The following is a 25,663-nucleotide window of genomic DNA, read 5'->3' as shown; positions in this document are numbered from 1 at the left end:
AAAGAAGCACCCTGCGGGGTGCTTTTTTTGTGCCCGCCATTCAAGCCACGCAACAAATCCCCTATAGGAGTGAGCCTGCTCGCGATAGCTATTTATCATTCGATGCAGGTGGTGGCTGATACACCGCTATCGCGAGCAGGCTCACTCCTACATTGGTCTCGTGGTGTGGCGCGTGATGAATTCCAGGCATAAAAAAAGCACCCCGAAGGGTGCTTTTTTCGTCTCGTCGGAAGCTTAGCGCTTCAGCGAAGCCGGCAGGTGCGGCTGGATGGCCGTCAGCACTGCCTTGAAGCATTTGGTGTTGCCGGCAACGATGTGGCCTTTTTCAAGGAAGTCGTGACCGCCGGTGAAGTCGCTCACCAAGCCGCCGGCTTCTTGAATCAGCAGGGCGCCTGCAGCCATGTCCCACTCGGACAGGCCCGACTCCCAGAACGCATCGAAACGACCGGCAGCCACGTAAGCCAGGTCCAGGCTCGCCGAGCCAGCGCGACGGATGCCGGCAGTCTGGCCAACCAGAGCGCGGAACATGCCCAGGTAGTTTTCCAGGTTGTCCATTTGATCGTCACGGAACGGGAAGCCGGTACCCAGCAGGGCGCCGTCGAGGCTGGTACGACCGCTGACGCGCAGACGGCGACCGTTCAGTTGAGCGCCGCGACCACGGCTGGCGGTGAATTCTTCCTGGCGAACCGGATCCAGAACAACAGCGTGTTCCAGGCGACCACGGTACTTGCAGGCAATGCTGACAGCGAAGTGAGGAATGCCGCGCAGGAAGTTGGTGGTGCCGTCCAGTGGATCGATGATCCACAGGTACTCTTCGCCTTCGATGCCGGTACCGGCGTGCAGGCCAGTCTCTTCACCGCGGATCGAGTGGTTCGGGTAAGCCTTGCGCAGCGCGTCGATGATTTTCTGTTCAGCGGCGCGATCAACCTCGGATACATAATCCTTGGCGTCTTTTTCGTCGACCTTGATGGTATCCAGGCGCTCGATGGAGCGGAAGATCAGTTCACTGGCGCTGCGGGCGGCGCGCAGCGCGATATTCAGCATGGGCTGCATGGATGTGTCACCTAAGGTTGTTAAAGAAAGCCGCGCATTCTATCAGAACTTTTCTTCAGGTGAAGGACGCTGTTCGCTTTCATAGCTTAACGGTAGGCTGTTCTGTAAGATTTGCACCCCTTTCCTGTGTCCGAGAGCGCCTCCCTTGCTGCAGAACATTCGTGTCGTCCTGGTCAATACCAGCCACCCCGGCAACATCGGCGGGGCCGCGCGCGCCATGAAAAACATGGGTCTGTCGCGATTGGTGCTGGTCGAACCGCGCCTGTTTCCGCATCACGAGGCCGATGCTCGCGCCTCCGGTGCCGGTGACATTCTTGAAAGCGCACAAGTCGTCGCCACCCTGGAAGATGCCTTGGTCGGCTGCAATCTGGTGCTCGGCACCAGCGCCCGTGACCGTCGAATCCCCTGGCCACTGCTGGATCCGCGCGAGTGCGGCACCAAAGTGGTCGAGGAAGCCGGGCAGGGCGCTGAAATTGCGCTGGTGTTCGGTCGTGAAGATTCCGGCCTGACCAACGAAGAGCTGCAGCGATGTCACTTTCACGTGCACATCCCCTCCGATCCGGAGTTCAGCTCGCTGAACCTTGGCGCGGCGGTGCAGGTGTTGAACTATGAAGTGCGCATGGCCTGGCTGGCTGCACAAGGTCAGCCGAGCAAGATCGAGAAAGAAGAAGTGGCCTCGGTGAAAAGCGCCGAGCTGGCGACCATGGATGAGCTGGAGCGCTTTTATGAGCACTTGGAGCAGACGCTGGTCGCCATCGAATTCCTCGACCCGGAAAAGCCACGGCACTTGATGGCGCGCCTGCGCCGGTTGTACGGACGCAGCTCGGTCAGCCGGGCGGAAATGAATATTTTGCGTGGCATCCTCACGGAAACCCAGAAGGCGGCCCGTGGTGAGCTTCTTAAGCGGAAGGACTAAATGATGTTTGAGCGTTTGCGTGAAGATATCCAGAGCGTTTTCCATCGAGACCCGGCGGCGCGTAACGCTTTTGAAGTCCTGACCTGCTACCCCGGCATGCATGCCATCTGGATTCATCGATTGGCCGGCATGCTCTGGCGTAACGAGCTGAAATGGCTGGCGCGGCTGGTGTCGACCTTCGGACGCTGGTTGACCGGGATCGAGATTCATCCGGGCGCCAAAGTCGGTCGACGCTTCTTTATCGACCACGGCATGGGCATCGTCATCGGTGAAACCGCCGAGATTGGCGATGACGTGACCATTTATCAGGGTGTAACTCTGGGTGGCACCAGCTGGAACAAAGGCAAGCGTCACCCGACGTTGGGTGATGGTGTGGTTGTGGGGGCTGGCGCCAAGGTGCTTGGCCCGTTCACGGTCGGCGCCGGCGCCAAGGTTGGTTCCAACGCTGTAGTGACCAAAGAAGTGCCGCCGGGCGCCACAGTTGTCGGTATTCCGGGGCGGATCATCGTCAAGTCTGACGAGGAGCAGGACGCCAAGCGCAAGGCCATGGCCGAGAAGATCGGCTTCGATGCCTATGGCGTCAGCGAAGACATGCCCGACCCGGTGGCGCGCGCCATCGGTCAGTTGCTCGATCACCTGCAAGCGGTGGACGGACGGCTGGAAGGGATGTGTGGTGCGCTGAAGGATCTTGGCAGCAATTATTGTGCGAAAGATCTGCCTGAACTGCGTGAAGAAGACTTCGCCTGCGTCAAAGGCAAAGACGAGTCCAAAGCCAGCTAAGCCCTGTGTAGGAGCTGCCGAAGGCTGCGATCCCTTGATCTTCTATAGAGCAAAATCAAAAGATCGCAGCCTGCGGCAGCTCCTACAGAAGCTTGCGCCGGCCGGTGTGCCATTAGGCCGCAGACCCTGCTATCATTCGCGCGCTCTTTTGCGGGTAATCCTGACTAAAGTACTAGGTCTTAAAGTTGACTTAAATACTCGGGAATTGCATACTCGCCCCATTCTGAACTCCGTGGTAACTGTCCATGCGACTGACTACAAAAGGCCGATACGCCGTGACCGCCATGCTTGACCTGGCGTTGCACGCGCAGCACGGGCCCGTGTCCCTGGCCGATATCTCCGAGCGCCAAGGCATCTCCCTGTCCTACCTCGAGCAGCTGTTCGCCAAGCTGCGCCGCAGCAACCTGGTTTCCAGTGTTCGCGGTCCGGGTGGCGGCTACCAATTGTCCCGCGACATGCAGGGCATTCAGGTCGCCCAGGTGATCGATGCAGTAAACGAATCGGTTGATGCCACCAAGTGCCAGGGCCAGGGCGATTGCCATTCCGGCGACACCTGCCTGACCCACCATCTGTGGTGCGATCTGAGTCTGCAGATTCACGAATTTCTAAGTGGTATCAGCTTGGCTGATCTTGTAACTCGCCGTGAGGTGCAAGAAGTAGCCCAGCGTCAGGACCAGCGCCGTTGCAACAGCAAGGCGCCACGCCTGGACAAGATTGAAGCGTCCGCCGTCGAATGACAGCCGAAGAGCTAGCGGTACGCCAGCCCTGATGCCAGCCCTGATTTAGGAGATAGTCCATGAAATTGCCGATTTACCTTGATTACTCTGCGACCACCCCGGTCGATCCGCGCGTTGCGCAAAAAATGAGTGAATGCCTGCTGGTCGACGGAAACTTCGGTAACCCGGCGTCCCGTTCCCACGTGTTTGGCTGGAAAGCTGAAGAGTCCGTCGAAAACGCCCGTCGTCAGGTGGCCGATCTGGTCAACGCCGACCCGCGCGAAATCGTCTGGACCTCCGGCGCTACCGAATCCGACAACCTGGCTATCAAGGGTGCGGCGCATTTCTACGGCTCCAAGGGCAAGCACCTGATCACCTCGAAGATTGAGCACAAGGCTGTCCTCGACACCATGCGCCAACTGGAGCGTGAAGGTTTCGAAGTGACCTACCTCGAGCCGACAGAAGACGGCCTGATCACTCCGGCCATGATTGAAGCTGCACTGCGCGAAGACACCATCCTGGTCTCCGTGATGCACGTGAACAACGAAATCGGCACCGTCAACGACATTGCTGCTATCGGCGAAATGCTCCGCGCCAAGGGCATCCTGTTCCACGTCGACGCCGCTCAGTCCACTGGCAAGGTCGAGATCGACCTGCAGAAACTGAAAGTCGACATGATGTCGTTCTCCGCTCACAAGACCTACGGCCCTAAAGGCATCGGCGCGCTGTACGTCAGCCGCAAGCCGCGTGTGCGCATCGAAGCGACCATGCACGGCGGCGGACACGAGCGTGGCATGCGTTCCGGCACCCTGGCGACTCACCAGATCGTCGGCATGGGCGAAGCGTTCCGCGTAGCCAAAGAAGACATGGCTGCCGAAAACGTCCGTATCAAAGCGTTGAGCGACCGCTTCTACAAGCAGGTCGAGCATCTGGAAGAGCTGTACGTCAACGGCAGCCTGACCGCCCGCGTTCCGCACAACCTGAACCTGAGCTTCAACTACGTTGAAGGCGAGTCGCTGATCATGGCGCTCAAGGATCTGGCAGTGTCGTCCGGTTCGGCCTGCACCTCGGCGTCCTTGGAGCCTTCGTACGTACTGCGCGCCCTGGGCCGCAACGACGAACTGGCACACAGCTCGATCCGCTTCACCTTCGGCCGTTTCACTACCGAAGAAGAAATCGACTACGCCGCGCAGAAAGTCTGCGAGGCCGTTACCAAGCTGCGCGCTCTGTCGCCGCTGTGGGACATGTACAAAGACGGCGTCGATATCTCGAAAATCGAGTGGGCGGCACACTAAATATAGAAGCCGCCGGATACAGATCCTGTAGCGACGCGGCGGTTTACGCAGCGCAGTTGCAGGGCTGAAGAGCGGCCCTGATGAGTGAGGATTAAGAATCATGGCTTACAGCGAAAAGGTCATCGACCACTACGAAAACCCGCGCAACGTCGGCAAGATGAACGCGGAAGATCCTGATGTCGGCACCGGCATGGTCGGCGCTCCGGCGTGCGGCGACGTAATGCGTCTGCAAATCAAGGTCAACGACGCTGGCATCATCGAAGATGCCAAGTTCAAGACCTACGGCTGCGGTTCGGCCATCGCTTCCAGCTCCCTCGCCACCGAGTGGATGAAGGGCAAGACCCTGGACGAAGCCGAAACCATCAAGAACACCCAGCTGGCCGAAGAACTGGCTCTGCCACCAGTGAAAATTCACTGCTCGGTACTGGCTGAAGACGCTATCAAAGCGGCTGTTCGCGATTACAAGCAGAAGAAAGGCTTGATCTGACTTTCTGGATTTGGCGACGAGTAAGGAGTCACCGATGGCTATCAGCATGACAGAAGCGGCTGCTCGACACGTGCGGCGCTCCCTCGACGGGCGCGGCAAAGGTGAAGGGATTCGTCTGGGTGTTCGCACCACAGGCTGTTCCGGCCTTGCCTACGTGCTGGAGTTTGTCGACGAGGTGGTTGCAGAGGATCAGGTGTTCGAGAGTCACGGCGAAAAAGTGATCATCGACCCGAAAAGCCTCGCCTACCTGGACGGCACCGAGCTCGACTTCGTCAAGGAAGGGTTGAACGAAGGCTTCAAGTTCAACAACCCCAACGTACGCGGTGAATGTGGCTGCGGCGAAAGCTTCAACATCTGAGGCTTGTCGTGGGTATTCCTTGTCATTTCGCTTTATTCGAGCTGCAACCGGGTTTCCGTCTGGATCTCGAGCAGTTGGCCACGCGCTATCGCGAGTTGGCGCGCGGCGTTCATCCTGACCGCTTCGCCGACGCTTCCGAGCGTGAGCAGCGCACGGCACTCGAGCAGTCTGCGCGGCTCAACGACGCCTATCAGACGCTCAAGAGTCCGGCCCAGCGCGCACGCTACCTGCTGACCATCAGCGGGCATGAAGTGCCGATGGAAGTCACTGTCCATGATCCCGAGTTTCTTCTGCAGCAGATGCAATGGCGCGAAGAGCTCGAAGACCTTCAGGACAGTGCCGACCTCGACGGTGTCGCGGTATTCAAGCGTCGTCTGAAAGTGGCTCAGGAAGAACTCAACGAAAGCTTCGCAGCCTGTTGGGATGATGCAGCGCAACGTGAGCAGGCCGAACGCCTGATGCGGCGCATGCAGTTCCTCGACAAGCTCACCTACGAAGTGCGCCAGTTAGAAGAGCGCCTCGACGATTAACCCAGTGCTGCCCTGAATGCACGCCTGATAGACAGACAAGACCTGATTACCATGGCTCTACTGCAGATCGCCGAACCCGGCCAAAGTCCTCAACCGCACCAGCGTCGCCTGGCTGTGGGTATCGACCTGGGCACTACCAATTCGCTGGTCGCTGCGTTGCGCAGTGGTCTTTCCGAGCCGCTGGCCGACGCCAACGGGCAGGTCATCCTGCCCTCCGCCGTGCGTTACCACGCCGATCGCGTCGAAGTCGGCGAGTCGGCCAAGCTGGCCGCGTCTTCCGATCCTTTGAACACTGTGCTGTCGGTCAAGCGCTTGATGGGTCGTGGTCTGTCCGACGTCAAGCAATTGGGCGAGCAACTGCCGTACCGCTTTGTCGGCGGCGAATCGCACATGCCGTTCATCGACACCGTGCAGGGCCCGAAAAGCCCGGTCGAAGTTTCTGCCGACATCCTCAAAGTCCTGCGTCAGCGTGCTGAAGCGACGTTGGGTGGCGAACTGGTCGGCGCGGTGATCACCGTTCCGGCGTATTTCGACGATGCTCAGCGTCAGGCCACCAAAGATGCGGCCAAGCTCGCCGGTCTGAACGTGTTGCGTCTGCTCAATGAGCCGACCGCAGCCGCCGTGGCGTACGGTCTGGATCAACACGCTGAAGGTCTGGTCGCGATTTATGACCTGGGTGGCGGTACTTTCGATATTTCCATTCTGCGTCTGACCGGCGGTGTTTTCGAAGTGCTGGCCACTGGCGGCGACAGCGCGCTGGGTGGCGATGACTTCGATCACGCGATTGCCGGCTGGATCATCGAGAGCGCCGGTCTGTCCGCCGATCTCGATCCGGGCGCACAACGCAATCTGCTGCAAACCGCTTGCGCGGCCAAAGAAGCCCTGACCGATGCGGCCAGCGTTGAAGTAGCCTATGGCGACTGGAAAGCGCTGTTGACCCGCGAAGCCTTCGATGCGCTGATCGAGCCAATGGTCGCACGCAGCCTGAAAGCCTGCCGCCGCGCCGTTCGCGATTCCGGTATCGAACTGGACGACGTACACGCTGTGGTCATGGTCGGCGGTTCGACGCGCGTGCCGCGTGTTCGCGAAGCCGTTGCCGAAGCCTTCGGTCGTCAGCCGCTGACTGAAATCGATCCGGATCAAGTGGTGGCCATCGGCGCCGCGATCCAGGCTGATACGCTGGCTGGCAACAAGCGCGATGGCGGCGAACTGCTGCTGCTCGACGTTATTCCGCTGTCCCTGGGGCTGGAAACCATGGGCGGCCTGATGGAGAAGGTGATTCCGCGCAACACCACCATCCCCGTCGCTCGCGCACAAGATTTTACGACTTATAAAGACGGTCAGTCGGCCATGGCTATCCACGTGCTGCAGGGTGAGCGCGAGCTGATCAGTGACTGCCGCTCGCTGGCGCGCTTTGAATTGCGCGGCATTCCAGCGATGGTCGCCGGTGCAGCGAAAATTCGTGTGACCTTCCAGGTCGATGCCGACGGTCTGCTCAGCGTTTCTGCCCGTGAACTGGGTTCGGGCGTTGAGGCGAGCATTCAGGTCAAGCCGTCTTACGGTCTGACCGACGGCGAAATCGCCAAAATGCTCAAGGATTCGTTCCAACATGCCAATGACGACAAGGTCGCCCGCGTTCTGCGCGAGCAGCAAGTCGATGCCCAGCGCCTGATTGAGGCGGTGCAGGGCGCTCTTGAGGTTGATGGCGAGCGTTTGCTCGACGCCGAAGAGCGCATGGTTATCGACCTGCAACTGCAGGAGCTGGCCGAACTGATGAAAGGTACTGATGGTTATGCCATCGAGCAGCAGACCAAGCGTCTGTCGCAAGTGACCGATGCCTTTGCTGCCCGCCGCATGGATCTGACGGTGAAAGCCGCTCTGTCGGGGCGCAATCTGAATGAAATCGAGGATATCTGATGCCGCAGGTCATTTTTCTGCCCCACGAGAAGTTCTGCCCTGAGGGTATGGTGGTCGACGCTGCGCCTGGCACTTCGATTCTCGAACTGGCCCACGAACACCACATCGAGATGGAAAGTGCTTGCGGCGGCGTCTGCGCGTGCACCACTTGTCACTGCATCATCCGTGAGGGTTTCGACTCGATGGAAGAGGCTGACGAGCTGGAAGAAGACTTCCTTGATCGTGCCTGGGGTCTGGAAGCGCAATCGCGTCTGGCTTGCCAGGCTATCGTTGGTGAAGAAGACATCACCGTCGAGATTCCGAAATATTCGCTTAATCATGCGGCCGAAGCGCCGCACTGACTGGTAAGACTGTCATGAGCTACGGTTGGAATGATGTTCAACGCATTGCAGAAGAGTTGGCCGAGGCCAAGCCGGGCGTAGACCCGTTTTCTGTCAATTTCGTCGATCTGCAGCAATGGATCAAAGAGCTGCCGGATTTTGACAATACCTCTGGTCGTGTTGGCGAGAAGGTGTTGGAAGCGGTTCAGACGCTCTGGGCCAAAGAATTGGACTGATCGTCTCGCAGGTTAGGCAATACCCAAGAACCCGCGTATAATTCGCGGGTTTAATTTTTCGCAAATTACCGTTTCTGGAGTTACACCATGGCTGTTCAACGCACTTTCTCCATCATCAAGCCTGACGCTGTTGCAAAAAACGTCATCGGCGAAATCACCACTCGTTTCGAAAAAGCCGGCCTGCGCGTTGTAGCTTCGAAACTGAAGCAACTGTCCAAAGCCGAAGCTGAAGGCTTCTACGCTGAGCACAGCGCTCGTGGTTTCTTCGGCGACCTGGTTGCTTTCATGATCTCCGGTCCTGTTGTTGTTCAGGTTCTGGAAGGCGAAAACGCTATCGCTCTGAACCGTGAGCTGATGGGCGCTACCAACCCTAAAGAAGCTGCTGCCGGCACCATCCGCGCTGACTTCGCTGATTCCATCGACGCCAACGCTGTTCACGGTTCGGACTCCGAAGCCGCAGCTGCTCGTGAAATCTCGTACTTCTTCGCAGCTACTGAAGTAACCACTCGCTAAGCATTGGCTTAAGAGTGAAGGTGAATCCATGACTACATCGACTGTAAAAACCAACCTGCTGGGTCTGACTCAACAGGAAATGGAAAAATTCTTCGACTCAATCGGGGAGAAGCGTTTCCGTGCCGGTCAGGTAATGAAATGGATTCACCACTTTGGTGTCGATGATTTCGACGCCATGACGAACGTCAGCAAGGCCTTGCGCGACAAGCTCAAGGTTATTGCTGAGGTCCGTGGTCCGGAAGTGGTCAGCGAGGACATCTCCAGCGACGGCACCCGTAAATGGGTGGTGCGCGTGGCGTCCGGCAGCTGCGTCGAGACCGTGTACATTCCCCAGGGCAAGCGCGGCACATTGTGCGTTTCGTCCCAGGCAGGCTGTGCCCTGGATTGCAGTTTCTGCTCCACCGGCAAGCAAGGCTTCAATAGCAACCTCACCGCCGCCGAAGTCATCGGTCAGGTGTGGATTGCCAACAAATCTTTCGGCAGTGTCCCGGCAACCGTCGACCGTGCCATCACCAACGTGGTGATGATGGGCATGGGTGAGCCGCTGCTGAACTTCGACAACGTCGTCGCCGCCATGCATCTGATGATGGATGACCTCGGCTACGGGATCTCCAAGCGCCGCGTGACCCTGTCCACTTCGGGCGTGGTGCCGATGATCGATGAGCTGGCCAAGCACATCGACGTGTCCCTGGCGTTGTCCCTGCACGCACCGAATGACGCATTGCGTAACCAATTGGTGCCGATCAACAAGAAATATCCGCTTAAGATGCTGCTCGAGTCGTGCCAGCGCTACATGTCGTCCCTGGGCGAAAAACGCGTGCTGACCATCGAGTACACCTTGCTCAAGGACATCAACGATAAAGTTGAACACGCCGTTGAGATGATCGAGCTACTGAAGAATATTCCGTGCAAGATCAACCTGATTCCGTTCAACCCGTTCCCGCATTCCGGGTACGAGCGCCCGAGCAACAACGCGATCCGTCGTTTCCAGGATCAGTTGCATCAGGCCGGTTTCAACGTCACTGTCCGCACCACCCGTGGTGAAGACATCGACGCTGCATGTGGTCAATTGGTAGGGCAGGTGCTGGATCGCACCCGTCGCAGCGAACGTTATATCGCCGTGCGTGAGTTGAGCGCCGACAGCGATCTGGCACAGAACGCCGCGAACACTAACTAAGAGAGGATCTCTATGTCCCTGCGCTTTGCGCTGCTGTTGCTGTTGGCCAGCCTGTGTGCTGGTTGTGTCCTGTCGGGTGACTACAACCCGATGAAGACCAGCAAGGGCCGCGATGAAGCGCGGGCTGCCTACGTGCAGCTGGGGCTGGGATACTTGCAGCAAGGCATGAGCGAGCGGGCCAAGGTGCCGCTGAAGAAGGCACTGGAGATCGACGGTTCCGATCCGGATGCCAATGCGGCCCTCGGCTTGGTGTTCCAGTCTGAAATGGAGCCTGAGCTGGCCGACGAACACTTCCGCAAGGCTTTGTCCTCCCGTCCTGCCGATGCGCGCATCCTCAACAACTACGGCAGTTTTCTCTACGAACAACAGCGTTATAAAGAAGCCTACGAGCGTTTTGAACAGGCCGCCGCCGATACCCTGTATCCTGAGCGTTCGCGTGTGTTCGAGAACCTCGGCATGACGGCCGCGAAGCTCGGTCAGCGTGATCTGGCGCAGCAACAGCTGGAAAAGGCACTGCGTTTGAACCGTCAACAACCGCGCGCATTGCTGGAAATGGCTGAGTTGTCCTTCGAAGACAGGCATTATGTGCCCGCGCGTGACTATTACGACCGTTTCAGCCTGCTCACCGAACAAAATGCACGTAGTCTATTGCTCGGCGTTCGGCTGGCAAAAGTGTTTGAAGATCGCGACAAGGCCGCCAGTTATGGCCTGCAATTAAAACGACTCTATCCCGGTACGCCGGAATATCAGCAATACCTGTCGGAGCAATGATGAAAGCGGCGCATCCCGAAGTTGTAGCAGCGAATCGCGTTAACCCCGGTGAGACCCTGCGCCAGGCCCGCGAAAGCAATGGCTGGTCGCTGGCCGAAGTGGCCCTCAAGCTCAACCTCACCGTGACTTCCCTGAGCAATCTTGAAGCCGGCGCTTTCGACAAGCTGCCGGGGCATACCTTCGCTCGCGGTTATATTCGCGCCTATGCCAAATTGCTCGGCATGGACCAGACCGTTCTGGTTCAGCAGTTCGACCAATCCACCGGTACCGATTCCCAAGGCAGCAATGTTCACGCCCTCGGCCGTATCGAAGAGCCGGTGCGGGTCTCCCACACCATTTTGCGGATCGTCAGCCTGTTGTTGCTGATTGCGGTCATCGGCGGCGGTTTCGTCTGGTGGCAGGATCAGACCTCGCTGCGCACCAAGGACCTGACGTCTCTGGCGCCTGAGCACGTTGAAGTCGAAGGTGCCGACGGTACGACCCAGATTCACCCGATCGATGAGCCGGAAGACCAGGCAGTCGAGGAAAATCAGGCTGACACTTCGACGACACTGGCGCTGCCTCAGTCCGAAACCACGGCTGAATCGACCGGTGCCGAAGGCGCTGCTCCGGCAACCACTCCAACTGCTTCGGCTGCAACGCCGACCGCCCCGGTTCATACGCCGGCACCGGTTGTTGCTACTCCGGCTACCCCAGCGCCAAACGTGCCGGCCACTCCAGCGCCGACCGTTACCGCTCCGGTTGTTCCTGCTGCCCCGGCAGCCCCCGCAGAAACGGTCGCACCAGTGGCTGGCGATGGTCAGGTACAACTGCAGTTCAGCGCCGATTGCTGGGCACAAGTGACCGACGGTCGTGGCAAAGTGATCTTCAGTGGTCTCAAGCATAAAGGCGATAGCGTCAGCGTTTCCGGCAAGCCGCCGCTTAACGTGCGTCTGGGTGTAGCCCGTGCCGCGCAGGTCAGCTACAACGGCCAACCGGTCGATATCGCTCCGTTCACCAGTGGCGAGACTGCTCGCCTGAAGTTGGGTCAATAAGTCATGCACGGCGAATCTCCAATCAAACGTCGCGTTTCGCGCAAGATCTGGGTCGGCAACGTACCGGTGGGCGGCGATGCGCCGATCGCGGTGCAGAGCATGACCAACAGCGACACCAATGACGTTGCCGCCACCGTTGCGCAAATCAATCGTCTGGAAGCCGCTGGCGTCGATATCGTCCGCGTTTCGGTGCCGGACATGGACGCCGCCGAGGCTTTCGGCAAAATCAAGCAACTGGTCAAGGTGCCGCTGGTTGCCGACATCCACTTCGACTACAAGATTGCTTTGCGAGTCGCTGAGCTGGGTGTGGATTGCCTGCGTATCAACCCGGGCAACATCGGTCGTGAAGACCGTGTTCGTGCGGTGGTCGATGCAGCGCGTGATCGCGGAATTCCGATCCGCATCGGCGTCAACGCCGGTTCGCTGGAAAAAGACCTGCAGAAGAAATACGGCGAGCCGACGCCAGCGGCGCTGGTCGAATCTGCTTTGCGCCACGTTGAACACCTCGAACGCCTGAATTTCCAGGACTTCAAGGTCAGCGTGAAGGCTTCCGACGTGTTCATGGCCGTCGAAGCCTACCGCTTGCTGGCGAAAGAAATCGTTCAGCCGCTGCACCTGGGCATCACCGAAGCCGGTGGATTGCGTTCGGGCACAGTGAAATCCGCCGTGGGCCTAGGTATGCTGCTCGCCGAGGGGATTGGCGATACTATCCGCATCTCGCTGGCGGCCGATCCGGTTGAGGAAGTGAAGGTCGGTTACGACATTCTCAAGTCTTTGCATCTGCGTTCCCGTGGCATCAACTTCATCGCCTGCCCGAGCTGCTCGCGGCAGAACTTCGATGTGGTGAAAACCATGAACGAGCTGGAAGGGCGCCTTGAAGACCTGCTGGTGCCGCTGGATGTCGCGGTGATCGGTTGCGTGGTCAACGGCCCCGGCGAAGCCAAGGAAGCCCATATCGGCTTGACCGGCGGCACGCCAAACCTGATTTACATCGACGGCAAGCCGGCGCAGAAACTGACGAATGACAATCTGGTGGACGAGCTGGAAAGGCTGATCCGCCAGAAAGCGGCCGAAAAGGTCGAAGCTGACGCTGCCGTAATTGCGCGCGGCTGACCCTGACTGAAGAGCCGAACGAATTTAAGGATTTAAAGTGAGCAAGTCATTGCAAGCCATTCGTGGCATGAACGACATCCTGCCCGAACAGACCCCCCTGTGGCGTTATTTCGAAGGCACTGTCGCACGTCTGCTGGATAACTACGGTTACAAGCAGATCCGCATGCCGATCGTCGAGTTCACCGAGCTGTTCAAGCGCTCGATCGGTGAAGTGACCGACATCGTCGAAAAAGAGATGTATACCTTCGAAGACCGCAACGGCGACTCCCTGACCCTGCGTCCGGAAGGCACGGCGGCGTGCGTGCGTGCTGTACTTGAGCACGGCATTACCGGCGGTGGCCAGGTGCAGAAACTCTGGTACATCGGCCCGATGTTCCGCCACGAGCGTCCGCAGAAAGGTCGTTATCGCCAGTTCCACCAGATCGGTCTGGAAGTGTTCAACCTCGACGGTCCGGACATCGACGCCGAGCTGATCACCATGACCTGGCGCCTGTGGGGCGAGCTGGGCATTCGTGATGCGGTCAAACTCGAACTCAACAGCCTCGGCACCAGCGAGTCCCGTGGTCGCTACCGTGAAGCGCTGGTCGAGTACCTCTCGGCGCACCACGACAAGCTCGACGAAGACAGCCAGCGTCGCCTGAAAACCAACCCGCTGCGCGTGCTCGACACAAAAAATGCCGACACCCAAGCAGTGCTGGTCGATGCGCCGAAAATGGCCGACTACCTCGACGACGAATCCCGTGCTCACTTCGAAGGCTTGAAATCGCGTCTGGATGCCGTCGGCATCCCTTACGTGCTCAACCCGAAGCTGGTGCGCGGCCTCGATTACTACAGCAAAACCGTTTTCGAATGGGTCACCGACAAGCTCGGCGCCCAGGGCACTGTCTGCGCCGGCGGTCGTTACGACGGTCTGGTCGAGCAGATGGGCGGCAAGCCGACCACTGGCGTCGGTTTCGCCATGGGCATCGAGCGTCTGGTGTTGATGCTCGAAACCCTGGAGCAGATCCCGGAAGAAATCTCCCGTCAGGTCGATGTCTACCTCTGCGCCTTCGGTGAAGAAGCCGAGCTGGCCGGTCTGGCCCTGGCAGAACGTGTTCGCGATCAACTTCCAAACCTGCGCCTGCAAGTCAATGCCGGCGCCGGCAGCTTCAAAAGCCAGTTCAAGAAGGCCGACAAGAGCGGTGCGCTGTACGCACTGATCCTCGGTGACGACGAAATGGCCCAGCAAGTGGTAGGTTTCAAACCCCTGCGTGGCCAGGGCGAACAACAAAGCATTGCCTGGGATGCGCTCGCCGCTCACCTGGCCACCTGCGTCGTGCAGGGTTGAAGCTGTCCAAACAGCCGATTTAGCGATTAAGGAGTATTGGGGTGTCGAGTACCGAAGACGAACAGTTGGCGGATTTGAAGGACTGGTGGACACGCAACGGCAAACCTCTGGTCACCGGCGGCCTGTTGGCGCTGGTCATCGTGTTCGGCTGGCAGGCATATCACAAATACCAGAGCAACCAGTCGCAAGGCGCCTCGGTGCTCTATCAGCAATTGCTGGAAACCACGCTGACGCCTGACGGCAAGCCTGATGCCGCCCGCGTTGCGGACTTGGCCGGCAAGCTCAACAGCGAGTTCGGCGGTTCTGCCTATGCGCAGTACGGCAGCCTGTTCGTGGCCAAAGTGGCTGTGGACAGCGGCAAGCTGGACGACGCCGCGACCGAGCTGAAAGCCATCGTCGACAAACCGGCCAACCCGGCGCTGGGCGAAATCGCCCGTCAGCGTCTGGCGCAGGTACTCGGCGCACAGAACAAGGCTGAAGATGCCCTGAAACTGCTCGACGGCGACGCCGACAAAGCGTTCCTGGCGACTCGCGAAGAACTCAAGGGCGACCTGCTGGTGCAGTTGGGCCGTACCGATGACGCGAACAAGGCGTATCAAAAAGCCAAGGCGGCACTGTCGGATGAAGCGGCGGTCGGTGGCCTTCAAATCAAGCTCGACGACCTGGCCAAAGGGGATGCGTGACGTGATCCGTTGGAAGCATGCAGCATTGCTGGCTCTGGCCCTTCTGGCCGCGGGTTGCAGCAGCAACAGCAAGAAAGAATTGCCACCGGCTGAACTGACCGACTTCAAAGAAGAAGTGGTTCTGCACAAGCAGTGGAGTCGTTCGATCGGTGACGGTCAGGGCGAAACCTACAACATGCTGGTGCCGGCGATCGACGGTGACACCATCTACGCCGCCGATGTGACCGGCGTGGTGATGGCCATGGATCGCGGCAATGGCGACGTGAAATGGAAGCAGGATCTTGACCTGCCTGTCTCCGGCGCCGTTGGCGTGGGTTACGGTCTGGTTCTGATCGGCACCCTGCGCGGTGAAGTCGTCGCTCTGGACACCAGCAACGGTGAAGAGAAGTGGCGCGCTCGCGTCAACAGCGAAGTCCTCGCGCCACCGGCCAACAACGGTGACGTGGTGGTTGTGCAGACTCAGGACGATCGTCTGATCGGTCTGGATGCATCGACCGGTACTCAGCGCTGGGTGTATGACAGCACCCCGGCCGTACTGACCCTGCGTGGCACCAGTGCCCCGCTGGTGACCAACCGCCTCGCGGTGGCTGGCCTGTCGACCGGTAAAGTGGTTGCTCTGGACATTTCCAACGGCGTGCCGGTCTGGGAACAACGCATTGCGATTCCACAAGGTCGTTCGGAACTGGAGCGCGTGGTCGACATCGACGGCGGTCTGCTGCTGTCCGGCGGTACTTTGTACGTTGCCAGCTATCAGGGTCGCGTGGCGGCACTGGACCTGGAAAGCGGTCGTCAACTCTGGCAGCGCGATGCGTCGAGCTACGCTGGTATTGCTCAGGGTTTCGGCAGCGTTTACGTGAGCCTGTCTTCGGGCACCGTTGAAGGCGTCGACGAGCGTTCCACCACAGCATTGTGGAGCAACGATTCGCTGGCTCGCCGTCAACTGTCGGCTCCGGAAGTGTTCTCCAGCTATGTTGCAGTGGGTGACCTGGAAGGTTATCTGCACCTGCTGAGTCAGGTTGACGGTCGTTTCGTCGGCCGTGAGCGCATCGACAGCGACGGCCTGCGTGCCCGTCCGCTGGTGGTGGGTGACACGATTTATGTATATGGCAACAGCGGCAAACTGGAAGCCCTGACCATCAAGTAACAACTATGCTTGGGGTTAAACCCCCAGGCGGCCCCGGATTCATGGGGCTTGCAGCGCTAACAGGCGTTGCCCCGAGCACCAGCCGCTGCCTCGCAGCGGCTTTTGTATTTTCTGAAATAACGAAGTGGAGAGCCGCATGGTTCCCGTAATCGCCCTGGTGGGCCGACCGAACGTCGGCAAGTCCACCTTGTTCAACCGCCTGACCAGGACTCGCGACGCCATTGTCGGCGACTTGTCCGGTCTGACCCGTGATCGCCAGTACGGTGAGGCCAAGTGGCAAGGGCGTTCCTACATTCTGGTCGACACCGGTGGTATCTCCGGTGACGAGCACGGTATGGACGAAAAAATGGCCGAGCAGTCGCTGCTGGCCATTGAAGAAGCAGACGTTGTGCTGTTCCTGGTAGATGCCAAGGCCGGTTTCACCGCCGCCGACCAGATGATCGCCGAACACCTGCGCAAACGTAACAAGCGTTCCTACGTGGTGGCCAACAAGGTCGACAACATCGACCCGGAAATGGCCCGCGCTGAGTTCGCTCCATTGGGCATGGGCCACGCGATCCCGATCGCCGGTGCTCACGGCCGTGGCATCACGCAGATGCTGGAAATCGCCCTGGGTGATTTCCCGAAAGACGAAGAAGAGCCGGAAGACGGCGAAGAAGAGATCGTTGCCGAAGGCGAGGAAGCCAAGCGCATTCCTGGCCCGAGCGAAAAAGACGGGATCAAGATCGCCATCATCGGTCGTCCCAACGTCGGTAAATCGACGCTGGTCAACCGTATGCTCGGTGAAGACCGGGTTATCGTTTACGACCAGCCGGGCACCACGCGCGACAGTATCTACATTCCGTTCGAACGCAATGAAGAGAAGTACACGCTGATCGACACCGCTGGTGTGCGCAAGCGCGGCAAGATCCACGAAGAAGTCGAAAAATTCTCCGTGGTCAAAACCCTGCAAGCGATCAAAGACGCCAACGTGGTGATCTTTGTGATGGACGCCCGCGAAGGTGTGGTCGATCACGACCTCAACCTGCTGGGCTTCGCCATCGAGTCGGGTCGTGCGCTGGTGATCGCGATCAACAAATGGGACGGCATGACGCCGAGCGAGCGCGACTTCGTCAAGGTCGAGTTGCAGCGTCGGTTGTTCTTCGTTGACTACGCCGACATTCACTTCATCTCGGCCCTGCACGGCACCGGCGTGGGCAACCTCTACGCTTCGGTGCAGAACTCGTTCAAGTCGGCGGTCACCCGCTGGCCGACCAACCGTCTGACCCAGATTCTGGAAGATGCGGTTGGCGAGCACGCGCCACCGATGGTCAACAACCGCCGGATCAAGTTGCGCTACGCCCACTTGGGTGGTGCCAACCCGCCGATCATCGTGATCCACGGTAACCAGATCGAGAAAGTGCCGAAGTCGTACGTGCGCTATCTGGAGAATACTTACCGTCGTGTGCTGAAGCTGGTCGGTACGCCGATCCGCATCGAGTTCAAGGGCGGCGAGAACCCGTACGAAGGCAACAAAAACACGCTGACCGACCGCCAGGTCAACAGGAAGCGTCGGATGATGTCGCACAGCAAGAAAGCTGACAAGAAGCGCCGCGACAAGAAATAAGGTCGCTGGCTGTTGATCGTTCCCATGCTCCGCGTGGGAATGTATCCCGTGACGCTCTGCGTCACAAAAGCGGCGGACGCAGAGCGTCCAAGGCTGCATTCCCACGCAGAGCGTAGGAATGATCAGCAACGATCAGCATGAGAGAAGGGCGCCATCCGGCGCCCTTTTTTTATGGGCGCCGGATGGGCTATCCTCGGGCTCTCCCGCGCCGTCGTCAGAGCCGGGTGTTGAGCAGGGAACCCCCGATGATCACCAGTAAGCTGCCGAATGTCGGCATCACTATTTTCACGCAGATGTCTCAGCTCGCGGCGCAAACCGGCGCGATCAACCTGTCTCAGGGTTTTCCTGATTTTGACGGCCCGCAGTCTCTGCGTGACGCGGTCGGTCGGCACATTGCCAGTGGTCATAACCAGTATTCGCCGATGACCGGATTGCCGGCCTTGCGCGAGCAGATTGCGGCGAAAATCGCTCGCAGCTATGGCGTGCAGGTCAATGCCGACAGCGAAGTGACGGTCACACCGGGCGCGACCCAGGCGATCTTCTGTGCGATTCAAGCGGTTATCCACAGCGGCGACGAAGTCATCGTGTTCGATCCGTGCTACGACAGCTACGAGCCGGCCACGGAGTTGGCGGGTGGTCGCTGCGTGCATGTGCAATTGAACCCGGAAGATTTCTCCATCGATTTCGACCAGCTCGCCGCGGCCCTGAGTCCGCGCACGAAAATGATCGTCATCAACACCCCACACAACCCAAGCGGCGCGTTGATCAGTCGTGCGGAACTGGATCAACTCGCAGCGCTGATCCGCGATCGCGACATTTACCTGATCAGCGACGAAGTCTACGAGCACCTGGTGTTTGACGGCGTGCCGCACGTCAGTGTGCTCGCCCATGAAGAGCTGTATCAGCGCGCGTTCGTGGTCAGCTCGTTCGGCAAGACCTATCACGTCACCGGCTGGAAGACCGGCTACGTCGTCGCGCCGCCGGCGCTGACGGCCGAACTGCGCAAAGTCCACCAGTACGTCAGTTTCTGCGGTGTCACTCCGCTGCAATATGCCCTGGCCGATTACATGGCCGAGCACCCGGAACACGTCGAAGAACTGCCGGGTTTCTATCAGGCCAAGCGCGACCTGTTCTGTGATCTGTTGACGCCGTCGCGCTTCACCTTCAAACGTGTCACCGGCACCTATTTCCAACTGGTCGATTACTCACAGATCCGTCCTGACCTGAATGACGTCGAGATGGCCATGTGGATGACCCGCGAACACGGCGTGGCGAGTATTCCGGTGTCGGTGTTTTACCAGAACCCACCTGAAGGCCAGCGCCTCGTGCGCCTGTGCTTTGCCAAACGCGAGGAGACGCTGCGTGAGGCGGCGGCGAAACTATGCGTGATCTGAGTGCATTACCTGATCTCAATCTGGCGCTGATCCAGACCACTTTGGCCTGGCACGACCGTCAGGCCAACTTCGAGCATTTCGAGCAGTTGCTGGAGCAGGCACAGGGCGCTGATCTGATCATCCTGCCGGAAATGTTCACCACCGGTTTCTCCATGGAGTCAGAAACGCTCGCCGAAGCCGAGAACGGTCCGACCAGTAAATGGCTGCGCGTTCAGGCGGCGAAACTCGATGCGGTGATTACCGGCAGCGTGATTATTCAGGCTGCTGACGGCAGCCATCGCAATCGCCTGTTGTGGGCGCGGCCGGACGGTGAAGTGCTGCATTACGACAAGCGTCATCTGTTCCGCATGGCCGGCGAGCACAACCATTACACCCCCGGCGAACGGCAGGTGCAGTTCGAACTCAAGGGCTGGCGTATCCGCCCGCTGATTTGTTACGACCTGCGTTTCCCGGTGTGGAGCCGCGATGCGCAGGACACAGATCTGCTGCTGTACACCGCCAACTGGCCGGGTGCGCGACGTCTGCACTGGAATCGCCTGTTGCCAGCGCGAGCGATCGAAAACCTTTGTTATGTGGCGGCGGTGAATCGCGTTGGCACCGACGGCAAGGGTTTCGCTTACACCGGCGACAGTCAGGTGCTGGATTTCCAGGGTGAAACCTTGCTGGCGGCGGGGGAGGCGGACGGCGTGTTCAAGGTGGTTTTGGAGGCCGCACCATTGGCGGCTTATCGTGAGCGCTTCCCGGCGAATCTGGATGCCGACACCTTCGAGTTCACCTGAGGTAACTGATCGTTCCCACGCTCTGCTTGGGAACGAGCGCATCAGGCAAAAAAAGGCCCCGGAGTTCGCACTTCGGGGCCTTTTGCATTGCTGCAAAGGCTTACGCCGCTTTCGCCTCAGGCTGGCTCAGCGAGCGGTTCAGTGCGCTGAACAGCGCCTTGAAGCTGGCCGTGGTGATGTTTTCATCGATACCCACGCCGTGCACCGCACGTTCACCGTTCACCCGCAGCTCGATGTACGCCGCTGCCTTGGCGTTGGTACCTGCGCCAATCGCGTGTTCGTTGTAGTCCATGATCTCCACCGGAACCGGCAGACCGGCGACCAGTGCTTCCAGCGCACCGTTGCCCTTGCCACGCCAGTGCAGGTTGGTTTCGCCCTGACCTTTGCTCGCCACTTCCACTTCGACGGCGCTGTTACCGTTTTCTTCCTGCAGGCGATGGCTGACCAGCGCGTAAGGAGTGTTGGCTTGCAGGTATTCGCTGATCAACAGCGAATGGATCTGCTTGGCGGTCATCTCCAGACCCAGACGGTCGGTTTCACGCTGCACAACCTGGCTGAATTCGATCTGCATGCGACGTGGCAGGCTGATGCCGTACTCCTGCTCCAGCAAGTAGGCGATGCCGCCCTTACCCGACTGGCTGTTGACGCGGATCACCGCTTCGTAGCTGCGACCGATGTCAGCCGGGTCGATCGGCAAGTACGGCACTTCCCACAGTGCGTCCGGTTTCTGTTGGGAGAAGCCTTTGCGGATTGCATCCTGGTGCGAGCCGGAGAACGCGGTGTGCACCAGGTCGCCAACGTACGGGTGACGCGGGTGAACCTGAATCTGGTTGCACTCCTCAACGACTTTACGCACGCCGTCGATGTCGGAGAAGTCCAGCTGCGGGTCGAGACCCTGGGTGTACATGTTCAATGCGACGGTGACGAGGTCGACGTTACCGGTGCGTTCGCCGTTGCCGAACAGGCAGCCTTCGACGCGATCGGCGCCAGCCATCAGGCCCAGCTCGGTGGCAGCGACGCCGGTGCCACGGTCGTTGTGGGTGTGCAGGCTGATGATCACGCTGTCACGACGGTTGATGTTGCGGCCGAACCACTCGATCTGGTCGGCGTAGATGTTCGGCGTTGCGCATTCAACGGTGGCGGGCAGGTTGAGGATCATCTTGTGCTCAGGCGTCGGGTTCCACACCTCGATCACCGCATCACAGACTTCCTTGGCGAATTCCAGCTCGGTAGCGCTGAAGGTTTCCGGCGAGTATTCAAACGTCCATTCGGTGTCCGGCTGCATGGCTGCATATTTGACGAACAGCTTGGCGGCGTTCACGGCGATGGCCTTGATACCGTCCTTGTCCTGGTTGAAAACGATGCGACGGAAAGACGGCGAGGTGGCGTTGTACAGGTGAACGATGGCTTTCTTCGCGCCGCGCAGGGATTCGAAGGTGCGCTCGATCAAGTCTTCACGGCCCTGGGTCAGCACCTGAATGGTGGTGTCGTCCGGGATGTGGCCTTCTTCGATCAGGGTACGCACGAAGTCGAAGTCGGTTTGCGAAGCGGCTGGGAACGACGCTTCGATTTCCTTCACGCCGACTTGCACGAGGGTTTTCCAGAAACGCAGTTTCTTCACCGCGTCCATCGGCTCGATCAGTGACTGGTTGCCGTCGCGCAGGTCGGAGCTGCACCAGATCGGCGCGGTGTCGATGGTTTTCGACGGCCAGGTGCGATCCGGCAGGTTGATGACAGGAAACGCGCGGTATTTCGAAGACGGATCTTTGAGCATGCTCATCGGGAAATTCCTTATTGTCTGGGCCGAAAAGAGGCGGCCTGCCGGTGTTACGAATGTTCTGGGAAAGCGTGGGACGAGGTGCCGCGATTCAGCCCGGCAGTCGTGCGCTGACAAGGCACAGGCTGCGGTGCTGGCGAAGCTGAATAAGGGTGTGAGAGGTTTTCATGCCTTCAACCCTAACCGCGAGGGGAGAGGTTGGCAAGCAGTCGGAAAAAATTGAGAGGAATACTCGTAAAGCGGGTTTTTGCGGGATTTTATTGCGCTGGAGATTGCTGATCGTTGTGATATTTGCGCGAGGTTTGATTGGGGCGCAATTGGGGGTAAAGGGGTGTCAGGAGTGTTTGAGTACAGCATAAGCCGCCATCGCGAGCAGGCTCACTCCTACAGTTGATCGTGTTCACAACACCGGTCCAATGTAGGAGTGAGCCTGCTCGCGATGAGGCCATAAGCTTCGCTCTATTTTTTAAGGCTGAAATGCGCCAATAAAAATCGCCGGATCCACCCGCGCATCATTCAGGCTGACATTCCAGTGCATGTGCGGCCCGGTCGCGCGACCGGTCATGCCAACCTTACCGACCACCGTGCCCCGCGCCAGTTGATCGCCGACTTTCACATCAATCTTCGACATGTGGCAGAACATGCTGATAAAGCCCTGCCCATGGTCGACAAACACGGTATTGCCGTTGAAGAAGTAGTTGCCGGTGAGGATTACCTTGCCTGCCGCCGGGGTCTTGATCGGCGTTCCGGCCGGCACTGCGAAGTCGAGGCCGGCGTGCGGATTGCGCTCCTCACCATTAAAGAAGCGGCGCACGCCAAACTTGCTCGACAGCGGACCATTGACCGGTTTGTCCAGCAGCAGATTGCTTGGCGTGTTCGGGCTGAAGCTGCGGTAGGCCTTGATCTGCTCAGCCAGTTCACCCTCGATGCGCTTGAGGTTCGACTGATCCGGGTTTACTTGCTGTTTGTTCTTCAGGGTGATGCGCTGTTCCGGGTATTTCTTGTTGCCCACGGTGAACGGCAGATTGCGCCCACCGCTGCTGATCTGTTGCGTGCCCGGCTTCACCGTCAACGGCACGCCGACAATCGCCAGCCAGTTGTTCTGTTCTTTCACCACCAGCACCGGTTTGCCCTGATACGTGGCTTTCGGCGCCTGCGCGGCCGCGCCCAGATCAACCACTGCCACACCGCCTGGCACCGGTTTGTTCAGCAGCCGGGTAATGTAACTGTCGGCGTGGGCATTGAAGGTCAGGCAGAGCAAAAACAGTGGAGCGAGAAAACGCGGCATGGATCAGTCCAGTAAAGAGAGGGTGACAGGCGTCAGGTGATTGTCCTCGACGCGTACTTGCAGTTCGCCTTCGCCGAGTTTGGCTTTGAGGCGCTGGCCGGTGTGGGTCTGGGCGGCATTGCGGATCGCATGGCCACGCTCATCGAGCAGAATGCTGTAACCACGGCCGAGCGTTGCCAGCGGGCTGACCACGTGCAGCGTCTGCATCTGACTGTGCAGTTGCAGGCGACGGTTTTTCAGGCCTTCGCGCATGGCCCGTGGCAGACGTTCGGCGAGGCTGTCGAGGCGCTGGCGCAACATCGCCAATTGCCGTCCCGGATGTTGCCCGGCGAGGCGGGTTTCCAGGCGAATCAGGCGCTCGCGGCGAGTATTGAGATGACGTTCGAACGCCCGACGCATGCGCATGTCCAGATCGTCCAGACGTTGCGCTTGCTGGCGCAGACGCTCGCCGGGATGACGCAAGCGACGCGCCATGCCTTCGAGGCGCAGACGATCACGCATCAGGCGGTCACGCATGCGCATCACCAAACGGCGATGCAGGCTTTCGACCTGACGGATCAAATGGCTGGAATCGGGCGCGAGTAACTCGGCAGCCGCAGACGGCGTTGGCGCTCGGACGTCAGCGACAAAGTCACTGATCGACACATCGGTTTCATGGCCGACAGCACTGACAATCGGCGTCACACAGGCATCAACGGCGCGGGCCACGGCTTCTTCGTTGAAGCACCAGAGGTCTTCCAGCGAACCGCCGCCACGGGCAAGGATCAACGCGTCGAAGCCACGGGCATCGGCCATTTTCAGCGCGCGGACGATTTGCGCGGTGGCTTCGCGGCCCTGCACGGCGGTCGGGATCAGCGTCAGTTGTACTTGCGGTGCACGGCGGCGGAACACGCTGATGATGTCGCGAATCACCGCGCCGGTCGGCGAGCTGATGATGCCGATGCGCTGCGGATGCGCGGGCAGCGGCACTTTGCGTTCGGCGCTGAACAGACCTTCGGCGCTGAGCTTTTCTTTGAGTGCATCGAAAGCCAAACGTAGCGCGCCGTCACCGGCCGGCTCAACGGTGTCGAGAATCAACTGATAGTCGCCACGGCCCTCGAACAGCGAGACCTTGCCGCGTACCTTCACTGCCAGGCCGTCCTTCAACGCCTGACGCACTCGCGCGGCGTTCTGCCGGAACAGCGCGCAACGCACCTGCGCGCCGCTGTCCTTGAGGGTGAAATAGATGTGGCCGGACGCCGGGCGGGCGAGGTTGGAGATTTCGCCTTCAACCCAGATGTTGCTGAACACGTCTTCGAGCAACACCCGCGCACGGCCGTTGAGCTGGCTGACGGTCAGGACTTCACGGTCCAGGCCAAGTCTTGCAAAGGGATCTTTAATCATGGGGCGCAGTTTAAAGGCATTTGCCGTCGAATCACCACAAGTCCCCTGTAGGAGTGAGTCTGCTCGCGATAGCGGTGTGTCAGTCGCAGGATAGGTTGAATGTTCAACCGCGATCGCGAGCAGGCTCACTCCTACAAGGGGGTTGTGAAGGTTTCGATGAAGTGGTGGATCAAAGGTGTCGGATTCTGGCGATAGGCGAGGGCGACGGTGCTTTCGCAGTCCGGATCGCTCAGCGGCAGAAATCGTACGCCGCGTGGTGCAATGTCTTGCATTGATTCCGGCAGCAGGGCGATGCCGAATCCGGCCTGAATCAACTGTAACTGCGTGGTTTTGCGCGACATCACCCGCGCCGCTTTCGGGAAAAAACCCTGGCGCATGCACAGATCTGCACACAGATAACTCAAGCCGCCGCGTTGCGGATGCGGGATCGAGATAAACGCCTCGTCCTTCAATTGCACCAGTTCCACAGTGTTGGCATTTGCCAGGTAATGACTGTGCGGTACCGCCAGTAGCAACCGTTCAGTGAACAGCGGCACAATCTGGATGCCTTCGCGCTGGCGCAACACTGGCAACCGCAACAGGCCGATATCGAGGCGCCCTTCGGCCAGTTCTTCCAGTTGCGCCTCGGAAGACAACTTGCCGATGTCCAGCGACACGCCGCTCTGCTGATCAAGGTAGGTGCTGATCTGCTGAAGAAGCCATCCGCTGATCGTCACCGTACTCGAATGGCTCAGGCGCAAAGTGCCGCGTTGGCCATTGCCAACCGCAGTGGCCATGGCGCTGGCCTTGCTCAGTTCGTTCAGCAGATTCCGAGCGCGCGGCAAAAATGCTTCCCCCGCCGCAGTGAGCCGGGGCTGGCGTGCCGTGCGTTCGAACAGCGGTGTTTGCAGACGCGTTTCCATGTCCTTGATCTGCCGGCTCAGCGCTGATTGCGCGATATACAAACGTTCAGCCGCCGCACTGAAACTGCCGCAGTCGGCGATTTCGACGAAGTAACGCAATTGACGGGTTGAAAGCACGAGCCATGCCTTTTCGAGATGAGTAAGCGACCTGGAAGATATTAGTC

General features: G+C 59.3%; 26 protein-coding genes. 21 read left to right on the top strand and 5 right to left on the bottom strand.

All coding sequences use genetic code 11. From position 1 onward, the window contains the following. Window positions 1-234: 234 nt before the first annotated feature. Complete coding sequence (gene suhB, locus CQ009_RS15220) at window positions 235-1,053, bottom strand: inositol-phosphate phosphatase (protein WP_034156254.1); 819 nt, start codon at window positions 1,051-1,053, stop codon at window positions 235-237. A 145-nt stretch (window positions 1,054-1,198) separates the two neighbouring features. Between suhB and trmJ the strand changes: the two genes are divergently transcribed. From trmJ to CQ009_RS15115, 21 genes are all read left to right on the top strand, one after another. Continuing rightward, complete coding sequence (gene trmJ, locus CQ009_RS15215) at window positions 1,199-1,969, top strand: tRNA (cytosine(32)/uridine(32)-2'-O)-methyltransferase TrmJ (RefSeq protein WP_105707213.1); 771 nt, start codon at window positions 1,199-1,201, stop codon at window positions 1,967-1,969. Between the two features lie 3 nt (window positions 1,970-1,972). Continuing rightward, complete coding sequence (gene cysE, locus CQ009_RS15210; RefSeq protein WP_105707261.1) at window positions 1,973-2,749, top strand: serine O-acetyltransferase; 777 nt, start codon at window positions 1,973-1,975, stop codon at window positions 2,747-2,749. A gap of 245 nt (window positions 2,750-2,994) precedes the next feature. Next, window positions 2,995-3,486, top strand: a complete 492-nt coding sequence (iscR, locus tag CQ009_RS15205) for a Fe-S cluster assembly transcriptional regulator IscR (RefSeq protein ID WP_003227911.1) — start codon at window positions 2,995-2,997, stop codon at window positions 3,484-3,486. A gap of 59 nt (window positions 3,487-3,545) precedes the next feature. Further along, window positions 3,546-4,760: an IscS subfamily cysteine desulfurase gene (locus tag CQ009_RS15200; RefSeq protein WP_008084662.1), complete on the top strand. Its 1,215-nt coding sequence runs from the start codon at window positions 3,546-3,548 to the stop codon at window positions 4,758-4,760. Between the two features lie 100 nt (window positions 4,761-4,860). After that, entirely contained in the window at window positions 4,861-5,247 is a 387-nt protein-coding gene (gene iscU, locus CQ009_RS15195; protein ID WP_007916892.1) for a Fe-S cluster assembly scaffold IscU, read from the top strand. Between the two features lie 34 nt (window positions 5,248-5,281). After that, window positions 5,282-5,605, top strand: coding sequence for an iron-sulfur cluster assembly protein IscA (gene iscA, locus CQ009_RS15190; protein WP_003227904.1), 324 nt, complete (start codon window positions 5,282-5,284; stop codon window positions 5,603-5,605). An 8-nt stretch (window positions 5,606-5,613) separates the two neighbouring features. Then, window positions 5,614-6,135, top strand: a complete 522-nt coding sequence (hscB, locus tag CQ009_RS15185; RefSeq protein WP_064392068.1) for a co-chaperone HscB — start codon at window positions 5,614-5,616, stop codon at window positions 6,133-6,135. 51 nt (window positions 6,136-6,186) lie between these two features. Next, on the top strand, window positions 6,187-8,052 hold the full coding sequence (hscA, locus tag CQ009_RS15180; protein ID WP_105707211.1) for a Fe-S protein assembly chaperone HscA: 1,866 nt from the start codon (window positions 6,187-6,189) through the stop codon (window positions 8,050-8,052). Next, window positions 8,052-8,393 (top strand): ISC system 2Fe-2S type ferredoxin, encoded by a 342-nt coding sequence (fdx, locus tag CQ009_RS15175; RefSeq protein ID WP_064392064.1) that lies wholly within the window; start codon window positions 8,052-8,054, stop codon window positions 8,391-8,393. Before hscA ends, fdx begins: the two co-directional genes overlap by 1 nt. Before the next feature lie 14 nt (window positions 8,394-8,407). After that, window positions 8,408-8,608: a Fe-S cluster assembly protein IscX gene (iscX, locus tag CQ009_RS15170; RefSeq protein WP_047599296.1), complete on the top strand. Its 201-nt coding sequence runs from the start codon at window positions 8,408-8,410 to the stop codon at window positions 8,606-8,608. An 87-nt stretch (window positions 8,609-8,695) separates the two neighbouring features. Further along, window positions 8,696-9,121 (top strand): nucleoside-diphosphate kinase, encoded by a 426-nt coding sequence (ndk, locus tag CQ009_RS15165; RefSeq protein ID WP_007916882.1) that lies wholly within the window; start codon window positions 8,696-8,698, stop codon window positions 9,119-9,121. A gap of 28 nt (window positions 9,122-9,149) precedes the next feature. Beyond that, window positions 9,150-10,298 (top strand): 23S rRNA (adenine(2503)-C(2))-methyltransferase RlmN, encoded by a 1,149-nt coding sequence (gene rlmN / locus CQ009_RS15160; protein ID WP_038362965.1) that lies wholly within the window; start codon window positions 9,150-9,152, stop codon window positions 10,296-10,298. Between the two features lie 12 nt (window positions 10,299-10,310). Next, window positions 10,311-11,069, top strand: coding sequence for a type IV pilus biogenesis/stability protein PilW (gene pilW / locus CQ009_RS15155; protein ID WP_016984372.1), 759 nt, complete (start codon window positions 10,311-10,313; stop codon window positions 11,067-11,069). Beyond that, window positions 11,069-12,103 (top strand): RodZ family helix-turn-helix domain-containing protein, encoded by a 1,035-nt coding sequence (locus CQ009_RS15150; protein ID WP_105707209.1) that lies wholly within the window; start codon window positions 11,069-11,071, stop codon window positions 12,101-12,103. Before pilW ends, CQ009_RS15150 begins: the two co-directional genes overlap by 1 nt. A gap of 3 nt (window positions 12,104-12,106) precedes the next feature. Next, window positions 12,107-13,216: a flavodoxin-dependent (E)-4-hydroxy-3-methylbut-2-enyl-diphosphate synthase gene (gene ispG, locus CQ009_RS15145; RefSeq protein WP_008084646.1), complete on the top strand. Its 1,110-nt coding sequence runs from the start codon at window positions 12,107-12,109 to the stop codon at window positions 13,214-13,216. 37 nt (window positions 13,217-13,253) lie between these two features. Further along, on the top strand, window positions 13,254-14,543 hold the full coding sequence (hisS, locus tag CQ009_RS15140; RefSeq protein ID WP_064392057.1) for a histidine--tRNA ligase: 1,290 nt from the start codon (window positions 13,254-13,256) through the stop codon (window positions 14,541-14,543). A gap of 41 nt (window positions 14,544-14,584) precedes the next feature. Beyond that, complete coding sequence (locus CQ009_RS15135; RefSeq protein ID WP_038362971.1) at window positions 14,585-15,226, top strand: tetratricopeptide repeat protein; 642 nt, start codon at window positions 14,585-14,587, stop codon at window positions 15,224-15,226. Continuing rightward, entirely contained in the window at window positions 15,219-16,370 is a 1,152-nt protein-coding gene (bamB, locus tag CQ009_RS15130; protein ID WP_034156262.1) for an outer membrane protein assembly factor BamB, read from the top strand. Before CQ009_RS15135 ends, bamB begins: the two co-directional genes overlap by 8 nt. Before the next feature lie 136 nt (window positions 16,371-16,506). Beyond that, the gene (gene der / locus CQ009_RS15125; RefSeq protein ID WP_008084638.1) at window positions 16,507-17,976 is read left to right on the top strand and encodes a ribosome biogenesis GTPase Der; all 1,470 of its coding nucleotides are present in this window, start codon (window positions 16,507-16,509) and stop codon (window positions 17,974-17,976) included. 245 nt (window positions 17,977-18,221) lie between these two features. Further along, a complete protein-coding gene (locus CQ009_RS15120; RefSeq protein ID WP_064392055.1) occupies window positions 18,222-19,370 on the top strand; it encodes a pyridoxal phosphate-dependent aminotransferase in 1,149 nt (382 codons plus the stop codon). Beyond that, on the top strand, window positions 19,358-20,149 hold the full coding sequence (locus CQ009_RS15115; protein WP_064392053.1) for an amidohydrolase: 792 nt from the start codon (window positions 19,358-19,360) through the stop codon (window positions 20,147-20,149). Before CQ009_RS15120 ends, CQ009_RS15115 begins: the two co-directional genes overlap by 13 nt. A 100-nt stretch (window positions 20,150-20,249) precedes the next feature. Here CQ009_RS15115 and leuA read toward each other — a convergent pair whose 3' ends face one another. The 4 genes from leuA to CQ009_RS15085 form a co-directional block, all read right to left on the bottom strand. Next, entirely contained in the window at window positions 20,250-21,929 is a 1,680-nt protein-coding gene (gene leuA, locus CQ009_RS15110) for a 2-isopropylmalate synthase (RefSeq protein WP_016984364.1), read from the bottom strand. 463 nt (window positions 21,930-22,392) lie between these two features. Continuing rightward, window positions 22,393-23,214: a M23 family metallopeptidase gene (locus tag CQ009_RS15095; RefSeq protein ID WP_105707203.1), complete on the bottom strand. Its 822-nt coding sequence runs from the start codon at window positions 23,212-23,214 to the stop codon at window positions 22,393-22,395. Between the two features lie 3 nt (window positions 23,215-23,217). Next, window positions 23,218-24,597 carry an exodeoxyribonuclease VII large subunit gene (gene xseA, locus CQ009_RS15090; protein WP_016984362.1) on the bottom strand — a complete coding sequence of 460 codons (1,380 nt, stop codon included), beginning with the start codon at window positions 24,595-24,597 and terminating at the stop codon, window positions 23,218-23,220. Window positions 24,598-24,728: 131 nt separating this feature from the next. Beyond that, on the bottom strand, window positions 24,729-25,616 hold the full coding sequence (locus CQ009_RS15085; protein ID WP_105707201.1) for a LysR family transcriptional regulator: 888 nt from the start codon (window positions 25,614-25,616) through the stop codon (window positions 24,729-24,731). Window positions 25,617-25,663: the final 47 nt, after the last annotated feature.

Origin of the sequence: Pseudomonas sp. MYb2 (assembly GCF_002979955.1) — a bacterium.
Lineage (GTDB): Bacteria > Pseudomonadota > Gammaproteobacteria > Pseudomonadales > Pseudomonadaceae > Aquipseudomonas.
Note: the sequence above shows the minus strand (reverse complement) of the source record. Positions and strands in the feature narration are given on the sequence as shown.